The sequence below is a fragment of the Nonomuraea ferruginea genome (genome assembly GCF_039540635.1).
GTDB lineage: Bacteria > Actinomycetota > Actinomycetes > Streptosporangiales > Streptosporangiaceae > Nonomuraea > Nonomuraea ferruginea.
On the sequence record NZ_BAABFD010000006.1, the window covers coordinates 20,134 to 37,824 of the forward strand.

20 protein-coding genes and 1 pseudogene are annotated in these 17,691 nt (G+C 70.4%); 12 read left to right on the top strand and 9 right to left on the bottom strand.

Annotated features, from left to right (window positions below; translation table 11 throughout):
• Positions 1-4 precede the first annotated feature (4 nt).
• On the bottom strand, positions 5-841 hold the full coding sequence (locus ABD999_RS12920) for a glycosyltransferase family 2 protein (protein WP_271274856.1): 837 nt from the start codon (positions 839-841) through the stop codon (positions 5-7).
• 32 nt (positions 842-873) lie between these two features.
• Here ABD999_RS12920 and ABD999_RS12925 point away from each other — a divergent pair, with 32 nt between their 5' ends.
• Together ABD999_RS12925 and ABD999_RS12930 are read left to right on the top strand one after the other, a co-directional pair.
• Positions 874-1,416: a dTDP-4-dehydrorhamnose 3,5-epimerase family protein gene (locus ABD999_RS12925; RefSeq protein WP_261809117.1), complete on the top strand. Its 543-nt coding sequence runs from the start codon at positions 874-876 to the stop codon at positions 1,414-1,416.
• 12 nt (positions 1,417-1,428) lie between these two features.
• The gene (locus tag ABD999_RS12930; RefSeq protein WP_271274855.1) at positions 1,429-2,358 is read left to right on the top strand and encodes a hypothetical protein; all 930 of its coding nucleotides are present in this window, start codon (positions 1,429-1,431) and stop codon (positions 2,356-2,358) included.
• Here ABD999_RS12930 and ABD999_RS12935 read toward each other — a convergent pair.
• Positions 2,307-3,674 (bottom strand): O-antigen ligase family protein, encoded by a 1,368-nt coding sequence (locus tag ABD999_RS12935; protein ID WP_271274854.1) that lies wholly within the window; start codon positions 3,672-3,674, stop codon positions 2,307-2,309. The two genes, ABD999_RS12930 and ABD999_RS12935, sit on opposite strands and share 52 nt — an antisense overlap.
• Positions 3,671-4,378: a GumC domain-containing protein gene (locus ABD999_RS12940; RefSeq protein ID WP_271274853.1), complete on the bottom strand. Its 708-nt coding sequence runs from the start codon at positions 4,376-4,378 to the stop codon at positions 3,671-3,673. The genes ABD999_RS12935 and ABD999_RS12940 overlap by 4 nt, the downstream gene beginning before the upstream one ends.
• A 203-nt stretch (positions 4,379-4,581) precedes the next feature.
• Between ABD999_RS12940 and ABD999_RS12945 the strand changes: the two genes are divergently transcribed.
• The 10 genes and pseudogenes from ABD999_RS12945 (at position 4,582) to ABD999_RS12985 (ending at position 11,043) form a co-directional block, all read left to right on the top strand.
• Complete coding sequence (locus ABD999_RS12945; RefSeq protein ID WP_271274852.1) at positions 4,582-4,827, top strand: hypothetical protein; 246 nt, start codon at positions 4,582-4,584, stop codon at positions 4,825-4,827.
• Positions 4,824-5,213: a type II toxin-antitoxin system VapC family toxin gene (locus tag ABD999_RS12950; protein ID WP_271274851.1), complete on the top strand. Its 390-nt coding sequence runs from the start codon at positions 4,824-4,826 to the stop codon at positions 5,211-5,213. Before ABD999_RS12945 ends, ABD999_RS12950 begins: the two co-directional genes overlap by 4 nt.
• Positions 5,214-5,317: 104 nt before the next feature.
• A pseudogene (locus ABD999_RS12955) lies at positions 5,318-5,494 on the top strand (transposase); the annotation flags it as partial.
• Positions 5,467-5,733 carry a Scr1 family TA system antitoxin-like transcriptional regulator gene (locus ABD999_RS43915; protein ID WP_378525364.1) on the top strand — a complete coding sequence of 89 codons (267 nt, stop codon included), beginning with the start codon at positions 5,467-5,469 and terminating at the stop codon, positions 5,731-5,733. The pseudogene ABD999_RS12955 and the gene ABD999_RS43915, both read left to right, overlap by 28 nt.
• Entirely contained in the window at positions 5,730-5,939 is a 210-nt protein-coding gene (locus tag ABD999_RS12960; protein WP_271274850.1) for a DUF397 domain-containing protein, read from the top strand. Before ABD999_RS43915 ends, ABD999_RS12960 begins: the two co-directional genes overlap by 4 nt.
• Positions 5,940-6,161: 222 nt before the next feature.
• Positions 6,162-6,764 (top strand): YdcF family protein, encoded by a 603-nt coding sequence (locus ABD999_RS12965; RefSeq protein WP_271274849.1) that lies wholly within the window; start codon positions 6,162-6,164, stop codon positions 6,762-6,764.
• Between the two features lie 253 nt (positions 6,765-7,017).
• Positions 7,018-7,527, top strand: a complete 510-nt coding sequence (locus ABD999_RS12970) for an Rv1352/Rv1906c domain-containing protein (protein ID WP_271274848.1) — start codon at positions 7,018-7,020, stop codon at positions 7,525-7,527.
• A 701-nt stretch (positions 7,528-8,228) separates the two neighbouring features.
• Positions 8,229-9,293, top strand: a complete 1,065-nt coding sequence (locus ABD999_RS12975; RefSeq protein WP_271274847.1) for a DNA recombination protein RmuC — start codon at positions 8,229-8,231, stop codon at positions 9,291-9,293.
• Positions 9,290-10,174 carry a DUF6492 family protein gene (locus ABD999_RS12980; RefSeq protein WP_271274846.1) on the top strand — a complete coding sequence of 295 codons (885 nt, stop codon included), beginning with the start codon at positions 9,290-9,292 and terminating at the stop codon, positions 10,172-10,174. Before ABD999_RS12975 ends, ABD999_RS12980 begins: the two co-directional genes overlap by 4 nt.
• The gene (locus tag ABD999_RS12985; protein WP_271274845.1) at positions 10,171-11,043 is read left to right on the top strand and encodes a DUF6492 family protein; all 873 of its coding nucleotides are present in this window, start codon (positions 10,171-10,173) and stop codon (positions 11,041-11,043) included. The genes ABD999_RS12980 and ABD999_RS12985 overlap by 4 nt, the downstream gene beginning before the upstream one ends.
• Here the strand turns inward: ABD999_RS12985 and ABD999_RS12990 are convergent.
• The 6 genes from ABD999_RS12990 to ABD999_RS13015 form a co-directional block, all read right to left on the bottom strand.
• Positions 11,022-12,059, bottom strand: a complete 1,038-nt coding sequence (locus tag ABD999_RS12990; protein WP_271274844.1) for a hypothetical protein — start codon at positions 12,057-12,059, stop codon at positions 11,022-11,024. The two genes, ABD999_RS12985 and ABD999_RS12990, sit on opposite strands and share 22 nt — an antisense overlap.
• A 61-nt stretch (positions 12,060-12,120) precedes the next feature.
• Positions 12,121-13,008: a glycosyltransferase family 2 protein gene (locus ABD999_RS12995; RefSeq protein ID WP_219544898.1), complete on the bottom strand. Its 888-nt coding sequence runs from the start codon at positions 13,006-13,008 to the stop codon at positions 12,121-12,123.
• Positions 12,995-14,443 carry an oligosaccharide flippase family protein gene (locus tag ABD999_RS13000; RefSeq protein WP_271274843.1) on the bottom strand — a complete coding sequence of 483 codons (1,449 nt, stop codon included), beginning with the start codon at positions 14,441-14,443 and terminating at the stop codon, positions 12,995-12,997. The genes ABD999_RS12995 and ABD999_RS13000 overlap by 14 nt, the downstream gene beginning before the upstream one ends.
• On the bottom strand, positions 14,440-15,396 hold the full coding sequence (locus ABD999_RS13005; protein ID WP_271274842.1) for a hypothetical protein: 957 nt from the start codon (positions 15,394-15,396) through the stop codon (positions 14,440-14,442). Before ABD999_RS13005 ends, ABD999_RS13000 begins: the two co-directional genes overlap by 4 nt.
• Positions 15,396-16,670 (bottom strand): DUF4910 domain-containing protein, encoded by a 1,275-nt coding sequence (locus ABD999_RS13010; RefSeq protein ID WP_222709269.1) that lies wholly within the window; start codon positions 16,668-16,670, stop codon positions 15,396-15,398. The genes ABD999_RS13005 and ABD999_RS13010 overlap by 1 nt, the downstream gene beginning before the upstream one ends.
• The gene (locus ABD999_RS13015) at positions 16,667-17,686 is read right to left on the bottom strand and encodes an NAD-dependent epimerase/dehydratase family protein (protein WP_271274841.1); all 1,020 of its coding nucleotides are present in this window, start codon (positions 17,684-17,686) and stop codon (positions 16,667-16,669) included. Before ABD999_RS13015 ends, ABD999_RS13010 begins: the two co-directional genes overlap by 4 nt.
• Positions 17,687-17,691 lie beyond the last annotated feature (5 nt).

Below are 17,691 nucleotides of genomic sequence, written 5' to 3' on the forward strand. Positions count from 1 at the left end.
CGTGCTACGCGGGTTGTCCGCTTCGGGTGCCGGTGTCCGTACCCCAGGTTGTCCTTCCGCCTCTCAGGAGGGTGAGGGCGCGGTCGGCGGCGAGGACCGTCAGGTAGCAGGCGGCGTCGAGGGCGCTCACCTCGCGGGCGGCGAGGAGGTCGCGCAGGGCTCCGGCGCGCAGCGAGCGAGCCGGCAGGCCGAGGCCGGCGAGCTGCCGGTTGCCCTGCCTGACCCGCACCCGGCGGGCCAGGTGGGCGCGGACCGTGCGGGCGGGCCGGACGACCGACCTGGCCTCGGTCACCACCACGCGCTCGCCGCCGGTGAAGGACCCGTCCACGTAGCCGTCGTCGGAGATCACGTCGGGCAGCGGGAACACCCGCCGGTGTCCCTCCTCGGTCAGCACGTACACCCCCACCCCCGCCAGCGCCCGGGACGGCGCGATCAGCCGGTCGTGCACCCGGTGCACCCGCCGGACGACCCGCCCCGTCCCCGCCAGGTCCCACTCGGGCACCGGCGCGCAGGCCAGCACCCCCGGCCTGGACGCCGCCTCGGCCAGCGCGCGCACCGACTTCGCGTCCAGCCGCACGTCCGCGTCCAGGTAGACGCGCGGGAAGGCGCGGCAGGCGGCGTCACCCAGGCGCAGCGCCTCCACCTTGCCCGGTCGCGAGGTCTCCAGCACCCGCACGCCCGGCCGGGCGGCGGCCCGCGCGGTGCCGTCCGTGCAGGCGTTGGCCACCACGATCACGTCGAACTCGCCGGGCCCGGTCCCCGTCAGCAACGTGTCCAGGTTCGCCGCGATCACGCCTGCCTCGTCGTGGGCCGGGATCACCACGCTGACCGTCGGCTTCATCACACCGCCTTTCGGAAGGAGACAGCTTGAGAGTGGAATCGGGCGAGATCGACGGGGTTCTGCTGTTCAGGCCGGTGCCGCACCGGGACCGGCGCGGCCTGTTCACCCGGACGTTCGACGCCGCCGTGGCCGCCGAGGCGGGGCTGAAGCCGGAGACGTTCATCCAGGACAGCCAGTCGAGGTCGGTCCGGGGCACCGTCAGAGGGCTGCACGGGCGTGGTGGCCAGGGTGAGGCCAAGCTGGTGCGCTGCGCCCGGGGGGCGATCCACGACGTGCTGGTGGACGCCCGGCCCGGCTCGCCGACGTTCGGCAGGCGGATGGCGGTGCGGCTGGACGACGAGGACTTCACCGTCCTGTACGTGCCGCCCGGGCTGCTGCACGGCTTCCAGGCGCTGACGGAACCCGCCGACACCTGCTACCGCATCGACCGCGAGCACGACCCCGCGGAGGATCTCGCGGTCCGGTACGACGATCCGGATCTCAAGATAGCGTGGCCCCTGCCGGTGACCGAAGTGAGCGACCGCGACCTGCGCGCGGGCTCCTGGGCCGACCTGTCGCGCCGGCTCGGCGGCTGAGAGGTGATGCCCGTGAGCGCCCACCCCACCACACCGGTTCCGGGCCGTGCGGCCGTCGTGGTCATCTCGATGGTGGTGCTGCTGACGGCATGTCAGGCGGAGCCGCGGCCGACGGTCGCGCCGCCGGCGCCCAGTCCGTCGGCGTCGATCGTCAGGCCCGACGGCAGTTCCTGCCCTGACCATCCCACCCCGGCCTGTACGGGCGCGCCGAAGGGTGTCCGGCTGACCGAGGTCCCGCTCAACACCGAGGACGTCGCGTACAAGGTCCAGACACCGGGGGCCGTGCTCGACGGCGTGCACATCCGCGGCCCCCTGCTGGTCCACGCCGACGACGTCACCATCAAGAACAGCGTCATCGACGGGCACGTCACCAACGCCGACGGCGACCGTTCGTTCCGGTTCACGATCACGGACACCACCGTCGGCACCACGAGGACCTGCGGCCCGCTGCCCGCGATCGGCCACGACAAGTACACCGCCACCCGCGTGCTCGTCCAGGGCCACAGCGACGGCTTCCGCGTCTCCGGTGACGCCGTGGACATCCGCGACTCGTACGTGAAGCTCTGCTCGAACCCCGGCGACCACTCCGACGGCATCCAGGCCTACAACGGCGGCAAGGGCCTGACCTTCCACCACAACACCGTCGACCAGCGCGAGGCCGAGCACATCACCGCGCCGATCTTCCTGGTGGACGAGAAGTCCGAGGACGTCGTGGTCACCGACAACCTGGTGATGGGCGGCACGTTCAGCATCCAGGTGCGCAACGCGCGCGGCAAGCAGGTCGTGCGCGGCAACAAGCTCGTCGACAAGTCGTGGGTGTACGGCCCGGTCGACTCCGAGTGCGGCCGTGCCGACTGGGCCGGGAACGAACTGGTGACCATCGACGCGAACTATCGGGTCACCTCGATCGTCGGCCCGCTGGCCTGCGAGGGCGCGAGCTGATCGGCGCGTACCGCGCGCAGCAGCGCTCCCGCCGCGCCGACCAGGAGGAACGAGATCCCCGTCACGGTGTGGAACGACAGCAGGTCGAACGTGAACGACCCGGCCAGAGGCACCACCAGGCAGGCGGCGACCGTGAGCCCGAGGTCGCGGGTGACGGGGTCGGCGCTCAGGAACCGCGACCGCAGCGCCGCGTAGCACGCGACCAGGAACAGCCCGGCGAACGCCGCCGTGCCGATCAGCCCGGTCTCCACCATGGACAGGATGTACTGGTTGTCGAAGATCTGGTGCTTGGGCGCGTACCAGGTGCCGAGCCCGCGGCCGAGCCAGAAGTGGCGGCTGATCTGCTGCGCGGCGACCGCGTAGTCGTGGGTGCGGTACTGGATGCTCTCGTCGTTGCCGAGGTCGGTGAACAGGCCGACGAACGTGCCCAGCAGCCCCGGCACGGCTATGCGGACCGCCACCAGGAACCCGGCCGCCGCCACCAGCGCCTGGAGCCGCCGCCTGACCGGCCAGCCCGCGAACAGCACCACGCCCACCACGGCCAGGCTCAGCATCGCCGAGCGGGACACCGAGAACATCAGCCCGCACCCGATCAGCAGCGCGCACGCCCACCAGCGCAGCGACGGCTCCCGGAGCGCCCGCGCCCGCACGCCGTAGTGCACGGCCAGCGGCAGCAGCATCGCGCAGGTGACGCCGAACTCGATCGGATGCCCGGTGGTGGCGGCCACCCGCCGCAGATCGGCCCGCTCCAGCACGAACGCGTCGCCCTCGGTCGTGTAGCGCAGGATCGGCAGCTCCATGAACCGGGTCAGGTCGATCGAGAACAGGAACTGGAGCGCGCCGATCACCGCGATCACCGCGCCGGCCACGACGAGCGTCTTCAGCACGAAGTCCAGCCGCCGCAGCCCGCGCACCCCGTCGCAGACGGTCAGCGCCAGCCCGACGATCGCCACCACGAGCACGAACGAGTGGTCGGCCAGGTTGAGCTCGTCCGACTCCATGGGGCCGGCCGTGGCGAAGCCGTACGTGGCGAGCATGGCGGTGAAGTAGGCGAACAGCGCGGTACGTACCGGATTACGCCCCTTGGCCGCCCCCAACGCGAGCGTCAACTGCGCGCACAGCCACAGCAGCGCGGCGACCAGGCTGACCACGTTCGCGGGCGTGAGCGACAGCGGCAGGTACTTCAGCACCAGCCGCGCGGGCACCACGAGCAACACGAAGGCGAACACCGCCGCCACCGTCGCCCCATCCGCCCGCCCGTCGCGGTCGGGCGGTCCGAGGGCGGGGTCGGCCGTCCTGTCCCGCGTTTCCGTCACGGTCCGGCCTTATCGGCGCCGACCAGTTCCCTCTCCTCAGGCTGAGGGCCGGGACGGCGGCGGCGGAGCGGGGCCGCCAGGCTCTCCGCCGCGAAGGCCGCCGTCAGGGCGGCGATCACGCCGAGGCCGAGGGCCGCCGCCGCCGAGCGGAGCTTCCTGCCCTGCTGGGGCGCGGGCGTGGTCGGCGGCACCGCCTCGCTGATCGTGATGTACGTCTCCGGCGGCGCGTGCACCTGCCGCTGCCGCACGTCGAGCTCCTGCCTGACCCGCTCGATCACCTGCCGGACGATGGCCGCGGACGCCTCGGGCGTGCGACTCTCCCCCTCGACGAACACCAGCGGCCCGGTCGCCAGCGACTCCAGGTTGTTGGTGCCGTTGGTGACCGCGTACTCGGTGTCGCCCTCGGCCGTGCCCATGTCGGCCACCATGTCCGGCGTGCTCATGACGCTGATCAGCATGGAGGCGGCCACGTCCAGCCCATGGTCGAAGTTCAGCAGCGGGTTGACCTCGGGCACGGGCTGGTCGGGGTCGGGCGGCAGGATCCCGCCGCTGGTCGGCGCGGTCAGCACCAGCACGGCGGTGGTGGTGTAGGTGACCGGGATCGTGCTGTACGCGTAGAAGGCGCCGCCGAGGGCCAGCAGAAAGGCCGGCAGGGCCACGTACCAGCGTCTGATCAGGACGAGGATGGTCCCCCAGAAGTCCACACGCCCTCCCGTACGAGTGCCGCCCCCTGAGATGTCGGGCGTAGAGGGGTGGAGCGTTACACAAACCATCCCAAAACAGCGTCCAGAAGCGGCCTCTGGTGCCGGCCAGGGGACGGATGCCGCCCATCGACGCCAGTAGGGCTCGGTCACCAGTTACGCTGAAGGTGCAACACAGGCGTCGCAGCGGAGGGAGTCGAGCGACGGTGAGCGTGGACCTCGAACACGAGCCCCTTCATGACCTCGCCCGCCGGGTCATCCGGTTGGCCGAGGAAACCCAGCACGCCGCTCAAGTGCTCGAACGCCGTCTGGATGCGCTGGAACGCCGCTCCGAAGCCGCCGGCAGAGCCGAACGCATCCTGAGCATTGCCGCTGACATGCGAACCCACCTCGGCCGGGATCGACTGTCCGTTGACGATTTGTATGACCCGGACACCGGCCTTCCCGCATGATCATCGATTCCAGCGCCATCATTGCCGTCATCAACGGTGAGCCAGAGGCCACCCAATTCGCCCACGCCATCGCCGCGGCCGTGTGTCGCATCTCGGCTGTCAACTACGTCGAAGCGGCCATCGTGGCGGACAACCGCGGTGAGGCCATGCGTAACGCCTTCGACACACTCGTCGACGAGATGAGTCTCATCATCGAGCCCGTAACACCCAATCAGGCCAGGATTGCGCGTCAGGCGTACCAGATATACGGCAAGGGCAACAACTCCAAGGCCAAACTCAACATGGGCGACTGTTTCGCCTACGCTCTCGCCAAAGACCTCGACCAGCCCCTGCTGCTCAAAGGCGAGGATTTCCCGCACACCGACATCACCCCCGCACATCCCTGACCGATCACGGGGCCCTGCTGAGAAACTCGCTGGGATCGTGGTGTAGGCGTAGAAGGCGCCGCCTAGGAAGTGTCTGATAAATGATCAGCGTTCGCGCTTGTTGACTGATCGTGGTGCGACGTGGTGAGCTGACCGACAAGGCGTGGTCGCGGATCGAGCCGTTGCTGCCGGTGGCCGATGGCCGAGGCCGTCCCTGGCGCGATCACCGGCAGGTGGTCGACGGCATTTTGTGGCGGCTGCGGACCGGCGCGCCATGGCGGGACATCCCCGAACGGTACGGGCCCGCCTCTCCGTGATCCTTGACGAAAGTGTTCTCCTTCGCCACATCGGCGGCCCCGAGGTTATGGCCGAGCAGCTCCGATATCTCCTCGACATGATGGCCCGTCCGTACATTACGGTGCGGATTGTCCCCCTGTCGGCGCGCAGCACGGCGGGACTGATAGGGGAACTGCTCTCCGGCCTGGCTCGGCCGACCTACGAAACCATAAAGATCATCCAGAGGGTCACGGAGGCACAATGATCGAGAACGAGTTGGCCACTGCAGCATGGCGGAAGGCCACCGCCAGTGGAGGAACTGGAGGGGACTGCGTGGAAGTCGCTCCGCTCAGCCAAGGCCGCGTCGCCGTGCGAGACAGCAAGAATCGCAGCGGGTCCGTTCTGGTGTTCACGGCCTCGGAATGGGCTGCGTTCAGGGACGGCATGTCCAAGGGAGAGTTCGACTTCTAGATCGTCAAGCTTGCAAGGGGCCTACCTGCCGGGTGGGCCCTTTTGTGCGTAATGATTTCTACATTGCACGCATGGAGCCGTACATACACGCTCGGGCAGACAGGGTTCTGTCTCATAGTCTTGCCGACGACCACCGGATCCCGGACTATTACGCTCGCCACCTCGAAGCGACCAGCGTCCCGACGAACAGCCGCTCACACTCTTCTGAGGTTGAGGATCGTGATGACCGTCGACATCAGCCCCGAGCAGGTCTCCGCCATCACCGCCTTCGTCGACGTCGAGGCACCACCACCCGCGGAGCGACCGACCGCACACTTTCTCTTCGGCACCAACCAGATCCAGCCGGTCGACATCGCGGCCGAGCGGTACCACAAGGGGTTGGCGCCACTGATCATCTGCACCGGCGGGGTCAACCGTCACAACGGCATCGTCGAAGGAAGCACCTTCCGCCGCCTGCTTCTTGAACGCGACGTCCCGAACGAAGCCATCCGCGTCGAGGCGCAGTCCATGAATACCTGGCAGAACGTCGAATACGCCCTGCCGTTCCTACGGGAAGCGTGTCGATCGCGGCTCACCATCACGGCCGTTTGCAAGTGGTATCACCGCCGAACCGTTCACATCCTCAAGGGCCTCGCGCCGGAGATTTCCACTTTTCACGCCATCACCTGGGAACCCCTCTATTCGGGAAGACCCATCACCCGCACGGATTGGCCAGGCATCCCTGAAGGGAGCCGCCGGGTCATCCGCGAATGGGAAGAGGTGACTCGCCGCGTAGCCGACGGCAGCCTCAGTGCGGCGAGGCTGGTCGAAGGGGCCTGGTGCTGAGCAACTGCCTCGGTGCGGACCTCCCTTGCAAGGTCCTTCAGGCTGATGACGGTCTGCTTGCGAGCGATTCTCTCCAAGAATCGAGTTGGCGTTCCTCATGAGGATGCGCCGTACATCTGCTCCCGATTCATCCACGTAGTAAATGTCGATAAGAGGGGTTATCGGAACGAATTTAGCGCTCGTCAAGAATCCTGAGACACAGTTCTCTCGTGAATCTCTTCGGGCTCGAAGTCCGACCGCGAGAGGACTCGACATGACCGACCACAGCCCCGGCACAAGCTCCTATCCGGAGCCGCAGCCCTGGGTGCAGGCCTACGCACCGATCTACCCGCCGCAGCCGGCACGTCACGACCGGCGGTGGCTCACCTACGGCCTGACCGCCTTCGTTTCGCTGCTCCTCGGGATCGTCATCGGCTCCAGCGGCGAGACGGAGACCAGCGCGGCTGGCCCGCGCCCCACCGTCACGGTGACCGAGATGGCGGACACCGTCGCCGAAACCGCACCGGAGCAGACGAAGAGCGGCCCGCTGACCACCGTCCCAGGTGACGGCCAGTACCTCGTCGGTGAGGAGATCAAGCCCGGCACGTACAAGACCGCAGGCACCGACGGCTTCACCTGCTACTGGGCGCGTTTGAAAGACGCCTCAGGGGAGTTCGGCGCCATCATCGCCAACGGCAACGTCAGCGGCCAGACGAGGGTGACCCTCAAGAAGGGTGAGTACTTCGAGACCAAGGGCTGCCAGGACTGGAAGCGGGTGGGCTGACGTGCTGTCCATGACTCCCGCGTACCTCGTCGTGCTGGCGCTCGTGCTGACGCTGGTCAGCGCCACGATCGCGTACTTGATCGCCCGCAGCCGCGCCACCGCCGACCGCACCGCTCTGAAGATCGCCGAGGAGCGGCGGAATCAGGCCAGCGAGCGTGCGGATGCCCTGCTAGCGGAGCGGGACATGGCGCGGCGGCAGCTCGCCGAGCTGGGACAGGCCCACACCACCGCGCTGACCGAGCGCCGTGGGTTGGACGAACAGCTCGGCCGGCTCTCCGCCGAGCTGGACGCGGTTCGGAACGGGTTCCAGAGGAGGGAAGCCGATGCCCGGCGCCTGCAGCTGATGCTCGAGGCGGAACAGGGCGAGAAAGCGGAGACCGGACGCAGGCTTCGCGAGGCCGAGGTCTCGATCGCGGCCTCGACGGGCAGGGAAACGGAACTGCGCACGGAGATCCAAGCCCTCAGGGCACAGATCACCGAGCTGACCATGCAGAAGCAGGCTCTGCTGGAGCAGGCCGCGTCGGTGCATGCCGTCCGCCAGGAGCTCGACCAGACGCGCGTGGACAACAACCAGCTCCTGGAGAAGACGCTGCGCGCGACGGCGGCCGACATGCTGAAGAAGTCCCAGGACGAGCTGGTGACGAGGGCCGAAGCCACCTTGGGCGCGGTCAGCAAGCCCGGTCCGCGAGCAGTTGACGGAGATGGACCGGCAGCTCAAGGAATTCACCAACACCCGTGTCGCGGCCGAGGCCACGCTGAACCAGCAGTTGATCAGTCTGACGGAGGAGGGGCACCGGACCCGGAAAGAGACCCGTGCTCTGGTCGAGGCGCTCAAGAAGCCGCAGGTGCGTGGGCAGTGGGGCGAGATGCACCTCAAAAGGGCCGTGGAGCTGGCGGGGCTCGTCGAACACTGTGACTTCGACACCCAGGTGCACTTCGCCGGTGACGAGAGCGCGGTCCGACCCGACCTGGTGGTCCGCCTGGCCGGCCACAAGCATGTCGTCGTGGACGCGAAGGTTCCGATGGCCGCGTTCATGGCCGCGGTCGAGGCCGTCGAGGATGCGGAGGTGGACAAGCACTGGGCTGACCACGCCCGTCATCTGCGCAAGCATGTGGACGCCCTCGGCGGCAAGGAGTACTTCCGGCAGGTCGCCGCTTCGCCGGAGTTCGTCGTGCTGTTCGTGCCCAGTGACGCCTTTCTTCAGCCGGCCTTGGAGAAGGACCCGTCCCTCCAGGAGTACGCGATCTCCAAGAACGTGCTGATCGCGACGCCGACCTCCCTGATCGGTCTGCTCCGGACCGTCGCGTTCGCGTGGACCCAAGCCGCGCTGCAGGACAACCTGAAGCAGGTGTACGAGCTCGGCCGGGAACTGTACGACCGGCTGTCGGTCATGGGCGGGCACCTGAACGCCCTGGGCAAGTCCCTCGACCGGTCGGTCAAGTCCTACAACGACACCATCGGCTCGATGGAGGGACGGGTCATGGTCACGGCGCGCAAGTTCCGAACGCTCAAGGTGGTCGAGAGCAAGTTGCTCGAACTCAAGGGTGCGAGCAGGCCACGCGGCCGCTCGGGAGTCCGGAGCTGGTGGAGTCTGCCAACGCCGAATCGGCGGTCCGGGCACTCCCACCAACACCAGGCCCAGAAGACGCGGTCGCGGGCTAGGCGTAAAGGGGTGGAGCGTTGCAGAAACCGCTGTAACGCCCCACAAACCCCCGCGATATGGATAAGAGGGGCGTTTCACGGGGGACTGGAGAGGTCTTCATGAGCGATTTGGCCGTCGTCACGCCCACCTACCGGCCCGACGCCGACCTCTTCGCCCACCTGCACCGCTCCGTCCTGGAGCACACCTCCGGCGATACCGTCCACCACGTGGTCGTGCCCGCCTCGGACCGTGCCCTGTTCGCCGGGTACGCGGGGCCGCGCTGCCGGGTGTGGACGTACCCCGAGATCCTCCCCCGCCGCATCACCCACCTGCCCGGCACCGCGCTCTGGATCGACCCGGCGCGGCCGTGGCCGCCGCTGCGCGGCTGGGTCGTCCAGCAGGCGGCGAAGATCGCCGTGACGGCCCGGCTGGACGCGCGGGTGGTGCTGGTCGCCGACTCCGACGTGGTCCTGGTCCGCGACGCCGGGCCCGAGCACTTCGTCCGCGACGGCCAGACCGTCCTGTACCGGGCCGAGGGCGCGGTGCACGACGGCATGCCCGAGCACGTCACCTGGCACCGCGCCGCCCGTGACCTGCTCGGCCTGCCCGGCACCGCCACCCCGCCGCTGCCCGACTACGTCAGCTCGCTGGCCTGCTGGGACCCGGCCGTGGTGCGCGCCATGATCGCGCGGATCGAGGAGGCCACCGGCCGCGACTGGCTGGGCGCCTTCACGGCCCACCTGCGGGTGTCGGAGTTCATCGTGTACGGGGTCTTCGTCGACGAGGTGCTGAAGACGTCGCCGCCCGGCGACACCGCGATGTGCCACAGCCGGTGGGACCGCACCCCGCTCGACCACGCCGGCGCCGTGGCCTTCGCCGAACGGCTGGGACCCCGGGCGATCGGCATGATGATCTCCGCCAAGTCGCGGACCCCCGTGGCGGCGCGTCTGGCCGCCATCCAGCGCTGCGCCCAGGTCACCGGACTCGATGGGAGCCCCCCTTGAGCAAGCTGGCGGTCATCACGCCGTCCTACGCCCAAGACGCCGAACTGTTCGCCCTCCTGCACCGGTCGGTGCTGGAGCACACCTCCGAGGACACCATCCACCACGTGTTCGTGCCGCCCGGCGACAAGGAGCTGTTCGCCCCGTACCAGGGGCCGCGCTGCCACGTGTGGGTCCGCTCCGAACTGCTGCCCCGCCGCTACCTGCGGGTGCCCGGCACGGACGTGTACGTCAACTCCCGCCGCCCGTGGCCGCCGCTGCGCGGCTGGGTGATGCAGCAGACCGTCAAGATCGCCGCCGCCGGGCTGATCGACGCCGACGCCATGCTCATCGTCGACTCCGACGCCGTGCTGGTACGGCCGACCGACGCGACGTCGTTCACCCGGGACGGCCGGCTGTGCCTGTACCGCCTCGAAGAAGGCGTCACCGTCTCGATGGAGCGGCACGTGCTCTGGCACCACGTCGCGCGCGAGCTGCTCGGGCTGCCGCCACCGCCGCCGCCCCCGCTGCCCGACTACGTGACCGCGCTGACGTTCTGGGACCCGCACATCGTGCGCGCCATGCAGCGGCGCATCACCGAGGTGACGGGACGGGACTGGCTGGACGCCTTCAACTCCCGGCTGCACATCTCCGAGTTCATCCTGTACGGGGTCTTCGTGGACGAGGTGCTGAAGGCGGCGCCGCCGGTGAACACCTCGATCTGCCATCTGAGCTACAACCACGAGCCGTGGGACGAGGCGACGGCGGTGGCCTTCGCCGACCGGCTGGGAGCCGACGCGGTGGGGATGATGATCTCGGCCAAGTCGAACACGCCCATGGAGTCCAGGCTGGCGGCGATCCGGCGGTGCGCTCAGGTGGTGGAGTCGGGCTGACCCTCGCGGGTCACCACCTCGATCGGCCCGGTGTCCCCGCCGACGACCCGGAACTGCTGGGTGTCGCCGACGTCCTCGGCCTCGCCGGAAGCCTCGGCCTTGCCGGAAGCTTTGGCCGGGAGGGGATCGCCTCCCAAGCTCAGCTCCTCCACCGTAAGAGGGAAGGCCGGGAGCGTGGTCCGTTCAAGGGGCGTTCCGTTGCGGCGCGGCGGCGCTTCGGCCCCCGCCCCGATTCCGTCGCCGGCGGAGTGACCGCTTCCGGGGGCCGCGGAGCCCTTAGGAGAGGCGACACCTACCGCCGCGAGCGCGCCCGTGGAGCCCTCAGGAGAGGCGTCGCCCCTCTCGGGGGCCGGCAGGCGGAGGCGGGAGGGGACGCCGAGCCGGGTGATCGCGAAGGCCAGGGCCAGGCCGAGCGTGACGCCGGCGAAGGCGCCGCCGGCGGCGGCCATCAGGCGGCCCTGGACGATGGGCTTGGGCACGGAGGCGGGCATGACGTCGAGGATGCCGATGTGCGTGCTGATCGGCGCGTCCAGGGCCACCTGCCGCTCGGCCAGCTCCAGCTTGACCCGCTGCTGCGCCTTGGCCATGACCTCCCTGACCACCCGCGGCGAGGTGCTCTCCACCTCGACGTACACGAACGGCCCGTTGGTGCTGATGCCCAGCAGGTCGGGGTTGGTGCGCCCGTCGTTGATCGTGAGGGAGGTCGGCCCGTCCTCGGCGACCCCGAGTGAGGCCGCGACCTCGGGCGCGTTGGTGGCCAGGATGAGGATGCCGGCCGTGGTCCGGAGCGCGTCGTTGAACTGCAGCAGCGGGTTGGTCAGCCCCGGCTTGGACTCGGGCAGGGTCTCCAGCGTGCCGCCGCTGGCGGGCACGGTGAGCACCATGGACGCGGTCGACACGTACCGGTCCGGGACCAGGAGCCAGCCGGCCAGGGCAAGCAGGACGGCCGCCACCACGACCGGGGGCCCGACGGACTTCCTCAGGGCCAGGCCGACAACGGTCTTCCAAAAGCCCACTACATCCGCCCCCGTCGCATATAACGGTACAAAGAGGAAATCGCACGGTTCATTCGGCGTGTTACACCAGGCGGGCGAGGGAGAGCAGCTTGCGGCCAACTCGTCGACCACGGTGCGTCACCGTCCGCCGCTGCCGTCGCGCGTACATCCTGAGCACCTCCACGCGCGCCCGCCGCCGCTGGTCCTCGGTGAGGCCCGCCCGGCCCAGCCAGGACAGCAGCTCCCGACACTGCAGCGTGTTGGCCAGGTGCGACTGCCAGGCGGGCACGCCGAGCCGCCTGGCCACGCCCGAGATGCGCTCCACCCGCCAGTTGCGGTGCGCCAGCACCTCGGGCACGTGCGCCCACGGCCCGGCGAGCGCCAGTTTGGCGGCGAACACCTCGTCCTCGCGCAGCATGTTGCGGCGCGGGATGCCGGTGGCCACCGAGCGGCGCAGCATCCCGTACAGCGGGTCGATCAGCAGGTGGCTCTCGTTCAGCAGCCTGAGCAGCTCGGCGAAGCGGGTCACCGGGTCGCCGGAGGACAGCGCGGTGCCGTCGTAGGCGGCGGTGCGCGGCACGCCGTCGGGGCCGGTGTAGGCGACCTGGGTGGTGACCAGCACGACCCGCTCGTCCGCGGCGAACGCGGCCAGCCCCCGGGAGACGCAGGGCGGGTCCAGCCGATCGTCGTCGCCGATCCAGCGCACGTACGCGCCGCGCGAGACGCGGGCGGCGTGCACGAAGTTGTTGAGCAGGCCGACGTTCTCCGGATGCCGGTGGTAGACGATCCGGGGGTCGGAGGCGGCCAGGTCGCGGCAGAGCTCCTCCGTGCCGTCGGTGGAGGCGTTGTCGGAGATGACCAGCTCCAGGTTCTGGTGGTCCTGGGCGAGCACCGACCCGATCACCCCCTCCAACCGGTCGGCGCCGTTGCGCACCGGCAGCGCGATCGAGACCAGATCAGCGGCCGACATGGGCCCTCCCTCCGCGTACGAGATGCAGGAGCGCGGCGCGCGGCACCGCGACGAGCACGAACAGCAGCAGCCCGGCCCCGCCGGCGACGCACAGCTCCAGGAACGCCCCGTCGACCACGGTGGCGAGCCCGGCCATGGCCACCCCGGCGAGGACGGCGGCGAGCAGCGGCCTGGCCAGCCCGGCGGCGAACAGCCCGACGGGCACCCCGGCCCGGCGCAGCGCGAGCGCCATCAGCGGCAGCGCCAGCACCACCGCGACCACCGCGTGCGCCGTCGCGGCCCCCTGGATGCCGCCCGTACGAGCGCCGACGAGCAGGGCGGGCACCAGCGCGAGCGCCCAGCACACGTTCACCCAGAGGGTCGCCCTGGTGATGCCCAGCCCGGCCAGGATGTCGGTGATCAGCAGGCTGAGCATCCGCACGGCCATCACGATCGCCAGGAACCGCAGCACCTGGGCCGAGGGCAGCCAGCGCGGCTCGTACAGGAACTCCACCAGCGCGGGTGCGAGCACGCACATGACCGCCGCGATCGGCAGCACGAGGCAGCCCAGCAGCGGGACCGCCCGCCGCACCCCCTCCTGGATCGCGGCCGGCCCTTCCTCGGCCAGCCGCGAGAAGCTGGGCAGCGCCACGTACCGCAGGGCGGTGCCGATGATGCCCGGCACCCAGGCCGCGATGTTGTAGGCGAGCAGGTAGAAGCCGAGCTGGGCGGTGCCGAGGGTGTCCCCGACGATCACCACGTCGACGTTGAGCAGCAGCCCCTCGATGCCGAGCCCGACGCAGAGCGGCAGCCCGAAGCGGAGCAGCCGGGCGGCCAGCACCCGGTCGAAGCCGAACGCGATCCGCACCCGGGCGAGCACCAGCACCAGCACGCCGGTGAGCGCGGCCCCGCTGAGCTGCCCCCAGGCGAAGCTGTAGGCCCCGGCGCCGTCCGCGGCCAGGGTGATGGAGACGGCCGCGTTGGCGCCGAACCCGGCCAGGTTGGCCCAGGCCAGCTTGTCCTGCTCGAAGCGGCGCATCAGGGCGGCGCTGCGCACCGCCGTCAGCCCGTAGACGACGTTGGTGGCCATGAGGATGCGGATCACCCAGGTGGCGTCCTCGTTGCCGGCGAAGCTCGCGTAGAAGGGCGCGATCACCCAGAACAGCCCGTACAGGGTGAGGCTGGAGGCGATGGCGACGACGGTCGCGGTCGGCGCGATCTCCTCCAGCCTGCCGCGCCACTGCACGGTGGCGGCGATGACCCCGGCGTCGTTGACGTGGATGACGAACTGGCTGGCCGCCAGCGCGATGGCGAACACGCCGAAGTCGTCGTTCGTCAGCAGCCGGGCCAGGACCAGGCTCATCGCGAACGAGCCGGCCTTCATGACCACGTTGCCGAGCAGGCTCCAGCGCAGGCCGCGGCCCGCTTTGCGGCCGACCTCGCCGACGTCGCTCACGTACCGTCCTCGACCCTCTCCAGCCAGATCTCCCGCCAGAACGGGACGAACTCGCGCGGGCAGTTCGCGTTGTAGACCCCTTCGCAGACGAGGTCGTCGAGGATGATGCAGGGGTTCTTCATGTGCAGCATCCGCCCGGTCTTCTCGTCCAGGCAGCGCTCCACCCTGGCGCGCACCCGGGCGGTGCGGCCGCAGTGGCGGGCCATCTCCTCCTCGAAGCCGAGCCCCCGGTTGAGCAGGCCGTCGTCGAGCGTGGCGAGGATGTCGTCCTTCGGCTTGATCCTGACCAGCTCGCCCGGCTGGAGGTCGAGCTTGCCGGTGGGCGTGGTCCGGCCGGCCCGCCCCTCGACGAACCCCCAGCGCAGCCCGCGCCTGATCCACAGCCGGCGCGGCAGGATCTTCTTGCTCGCCTCCTGGAACCGGTTGAACAGCCCGACCAGGAACGCCCGCGCCACCGCGGGCGCCCCGGCGTTCCCACTGCGCACGTCGGTGACGTACTGGCCGAGGTCGCGGAACGGCAGGCAGGTGGGTGCGGCCCTGAGCAGCTCGGTGGCCTGGCAGGAGTACGCGTCCGCGCCCTTGCGGGTGTTGACCTGGAGCAGCGGCAGCAGCCTCGGCGACGACGCGGCGGGCCGCGGCGGATCGCCCGGCTCGACCTTCCTGAGCCAGGCCTCCTTCCAGTAGAGGGAGCAGGCGGTCTGGCAGCCGCCGTGCGCGGCCCCGTCGCAGCGGGCGCCGGTGAGGTGGACGGCGCGCTCCATCTTGCGCATGCCGCTGCGGCTGATCGTGTCGCAGAGCTTGTGCGCCACCTTGTGCACGGTCAGCCGCCGCCCGCAGTAGCGCAGCATCTCCGGCATGAACGGCAGGTTCTCCAGCTCGCCCCGCTCGTCCAGCGTGGCCAGGATCTCCTCCCGGCCGCGGACCTCGACGAGGTCGCCCACACGCAGCTCCATCAGTCCTCCCGTTTGAGCAGCCCGGCGCCTTCGAGCGCGGCGGCGGCGTCGGCGACCATGTCGAAGGGCAGGCCCGACCGGTCCGCGACGTCCAGCAGGCTGTGGCCGCCGTCGGACTGGTTCAGCACCCATAACATCGCCAGCTGCGCCTCTCGCGTGTCACTGCGCCCGCCGATCGACCCGTACAGGCCGCGTCTGCCGAGCTGCGGCTCGCCGTACGGGCTGAGGTTCCGGTAGCGGCCGTCGCGTTCGAGCACGCGCACCGCCTCCCAGAGCGTCTCCAGCGTGTCGGCCATGGCTTCGGCGGTGACGAAGCCCGGGTGGTCGCCGGAGGTGTGGTACTCGGGGTAGCCCGCGTACGGGGTCCTGGTGAGGCTGCCGACCGGCAGGTCGAAGCCGGGCGAGCAGTACTGACGCTCGTCGTACCCGTACGGGGAGAAGTCGAGGATCGTGTGCGGCCGGCCGGCGAGCACGTGCGCCAGCGCGCGGTCCACGCCCGCGTCGCCGCGCCTGCTGCGCTTGTAGGTGAGCGGGCCGGGGTCGCCGGCGCAGGCGAGCGTCAGCCCGGCCCCGATCCGGCCGAGCCGGTCGCGGTTGCGCGCCAGCCAGGTGATCGCGCCGATCGTGCCGGGCGCGAACACGAACCGGTACGTCAGCCGCAGTGACGGCCGCTGCGCCTCCAGCCGGGCGGCGAGCGCGACGGCGACGGCGATCCCGGCCAGGTTGTCGTTGGCCAGCGACGGGTGGCACACGTGGCAGGAGATCAGCACCTCCTCGTCGCTGGTGCCGCGCACGACGTGCTCGCCGTAGGTGAGGTGCCCGTCGGCCAGCGTGGCGTCGACCATCACCTCGTACGGCCCCTCACCGAGCCCGTCGAGCGTCCGCTGACTGAGGCAGAACCCCCACGTCTCGCTGTAGTAGCTGGTCCGGTACGGCACCAGGTCCGGCTGGTCGGGCAGCGTGTGCAGCCGCGGCCGCAGCTCCTCCAGCGTGTACGTGCCGCGCACCGGCACGCTGTAGCCCACCACGTGCAGGTTGAGCCGCCGGAAGTCGATCACCCTGGCCCCGGAGGGATCCTTGACGTACGCGTCGCGGATGTTCCACTCCTTGGGCACCGTCCAGTCGAGCACCTGCGTCCCGGTGGGCACCTCGTGCACGTCGAGCGGCAGGTGCTCGCCGACGATCTTCAGCGTGCGGCGCACGCCGTCGCCGGTGATGGAGCGGCAGACCGGGTAGAGCCGCTCGACCAGGGCGTGCATCTCCTCACCGGTCACGCGCGCAGCTCCGGGGTGACGGTGCCGTCGGCGCGGCGGTCGGCGAGCCTGGCCAGCCGGGTGAAGCGCCGTTCGAAGCCGTGCGCGGTCAGCCCGTGCTCGCGGTAGGCGTCGGCCAGCTCGACCGCCCCCGCCTTGACCGTCCACCGGGCGTGGAAGCCCGGCAGCGCGGCCCTGATGCGGGAGAAGTCCACCCGGTACGAGCGCGGGTCGGCCCCGCTCTCACCGGTGATGAGCAGTTCGGCGCCGGGCACCGCCTCCACCACGTGCTCGGCGATCTCGGCGACGGTCAGGTTGTTCTGCTCCCAGCCGACGTTGAACGCCCGGTCGTGCACCGCCTCGCGCGGCGCGGCCAGCGCGGCGGCGAACGCCTCGGCGATGTCGGCCGCGTGCACCAGCGGCCGCCACGGCGTGCCGTCCGACAGGACCCGCACGGTGCCGGTCAGGTGGGCGTGCGCGACCAGGTTGTTCAGCACGATGTCGGCCCGCAGCCGGGGCGAGAACCCGAACGCGGTGGCGTTGCGCAGGTAGACCGGCGAGAAGTCGCCGTCGGCCAGCTCCGCCAGGTCGTCCTCCACCCGCACCTTGGACTCCGCGTACGGGGTGACCGGCCGCAGCGGCGCGTCCTCGCCCAGCAGCTCGTCCCCGCCCGAGGCCCCGTACACCGAGCAGGTGGAGGCGTACAGGAAGCGGCGCACGCCCGCGTCCCGCGCCAGCCTGGCCAGCCGGACGGAGGCCGTGTGGTTGATCGCGTAGGTCAGCTCGGGGGCCAGCGCGCCCAGCGGGTCGTTCGACAGCGCCGCCAGGTGGACCACCGCGTCGAAGCCGTCGAGCAGCCCGGCGGGCACGTCGCGCAGGTCCGTCCGGTGGCCCGGCGGATCCGCGGGATCCGGGCCCAGCACGCAGTCGGCGAACAGCCCGGAGTCGAGCCCGGTCACCTCGTGGCCGGCGGCGGCGAGCACCGGCGCCATCACGGTGCCCAGGTATCCCAGGTGCCCGGTGAGCAGAACGCGCATGCGGA

Bases quoted from the DNA above. Each gene is read 5' to 3' on its own strand.
- ABD999_RS12965 (WP_271274849.1), top strand. From the start codon at position 6,162: ATGACCGTCGACATCAGCCCCGAGCAGGTCTCCGCCATCACCGCCTTC.
- ABD999_RS13015 (WP_271274841.1), bottom strand. From the start codon at position 17,686: ATGCGCGTTCTGCTCACCGGGCACCTGGGATACCTGGGCACCGTGATG.
- ABD999_RS13005 (WP_271274842.1), bottom strand. From the start codon at position 15,396: ATGGAGCTGCGTGTGGGCGACCTCGTCGAGGTCCGCGGCCGGGAGGAG.
- ABD999_RS12950 (WP_271274851.1), top strand. From the start codon at position 4,824: ATGATCATCGATTCCAGCGCCATCATTGCCGTCATCAACGGTGAGCCA.
- ABD999_RS12970 (WP_271274848.1), top strand. From the start codon at position 7,018: ATGACCGACCACAGCCCCGGCACAAGCTCCTATCCGGAGCCGCAGCCC.
- ABD999_RS12920 (WP_271274856.1), bottom strand. From the start codon at position 841: ATGAAGCCGACGGTCAGCGTGGTGATCCCGGCCCACGACGAGGCAGGC.
- ABD999_RS12995 (WP_219544898.1), bottom strand. From the start codon at position 13,008: ATGTCGGCCGCTGATCTGGTCTCGATCGCGCTGCCGGTGCGCAACGGC.
- ABD999_RS43915 (WP_378525364.1), top strand. From the start codon at position 5,467: ATGGCGGGACATCCCCGAACGGTACGGGCCCGCCTCTCCGTGATCCTT.
- ABD999_RS12975 (WP_271274847.1), top strand. From the start codon at position 8,229: ATGGACCGGCAGCTCAAGGAATTCACCAACACCCGTGTCGCGGCCGAG.
- ABD999_RS12980 (WP_271274846.1), top strand. From the start codon at position 9,290: ATGAGCGATTTGGCCGTCGTCACGCCCACCTACCGGCCCGACGCCGAC.
- ABD999_RS12960 (WP_271274850.1), top strand. From the start codon at position 5,730: ATGATCGAGAACGAGTTGGCCACTGCAGCATGGCGGAAGGCCACCGCC.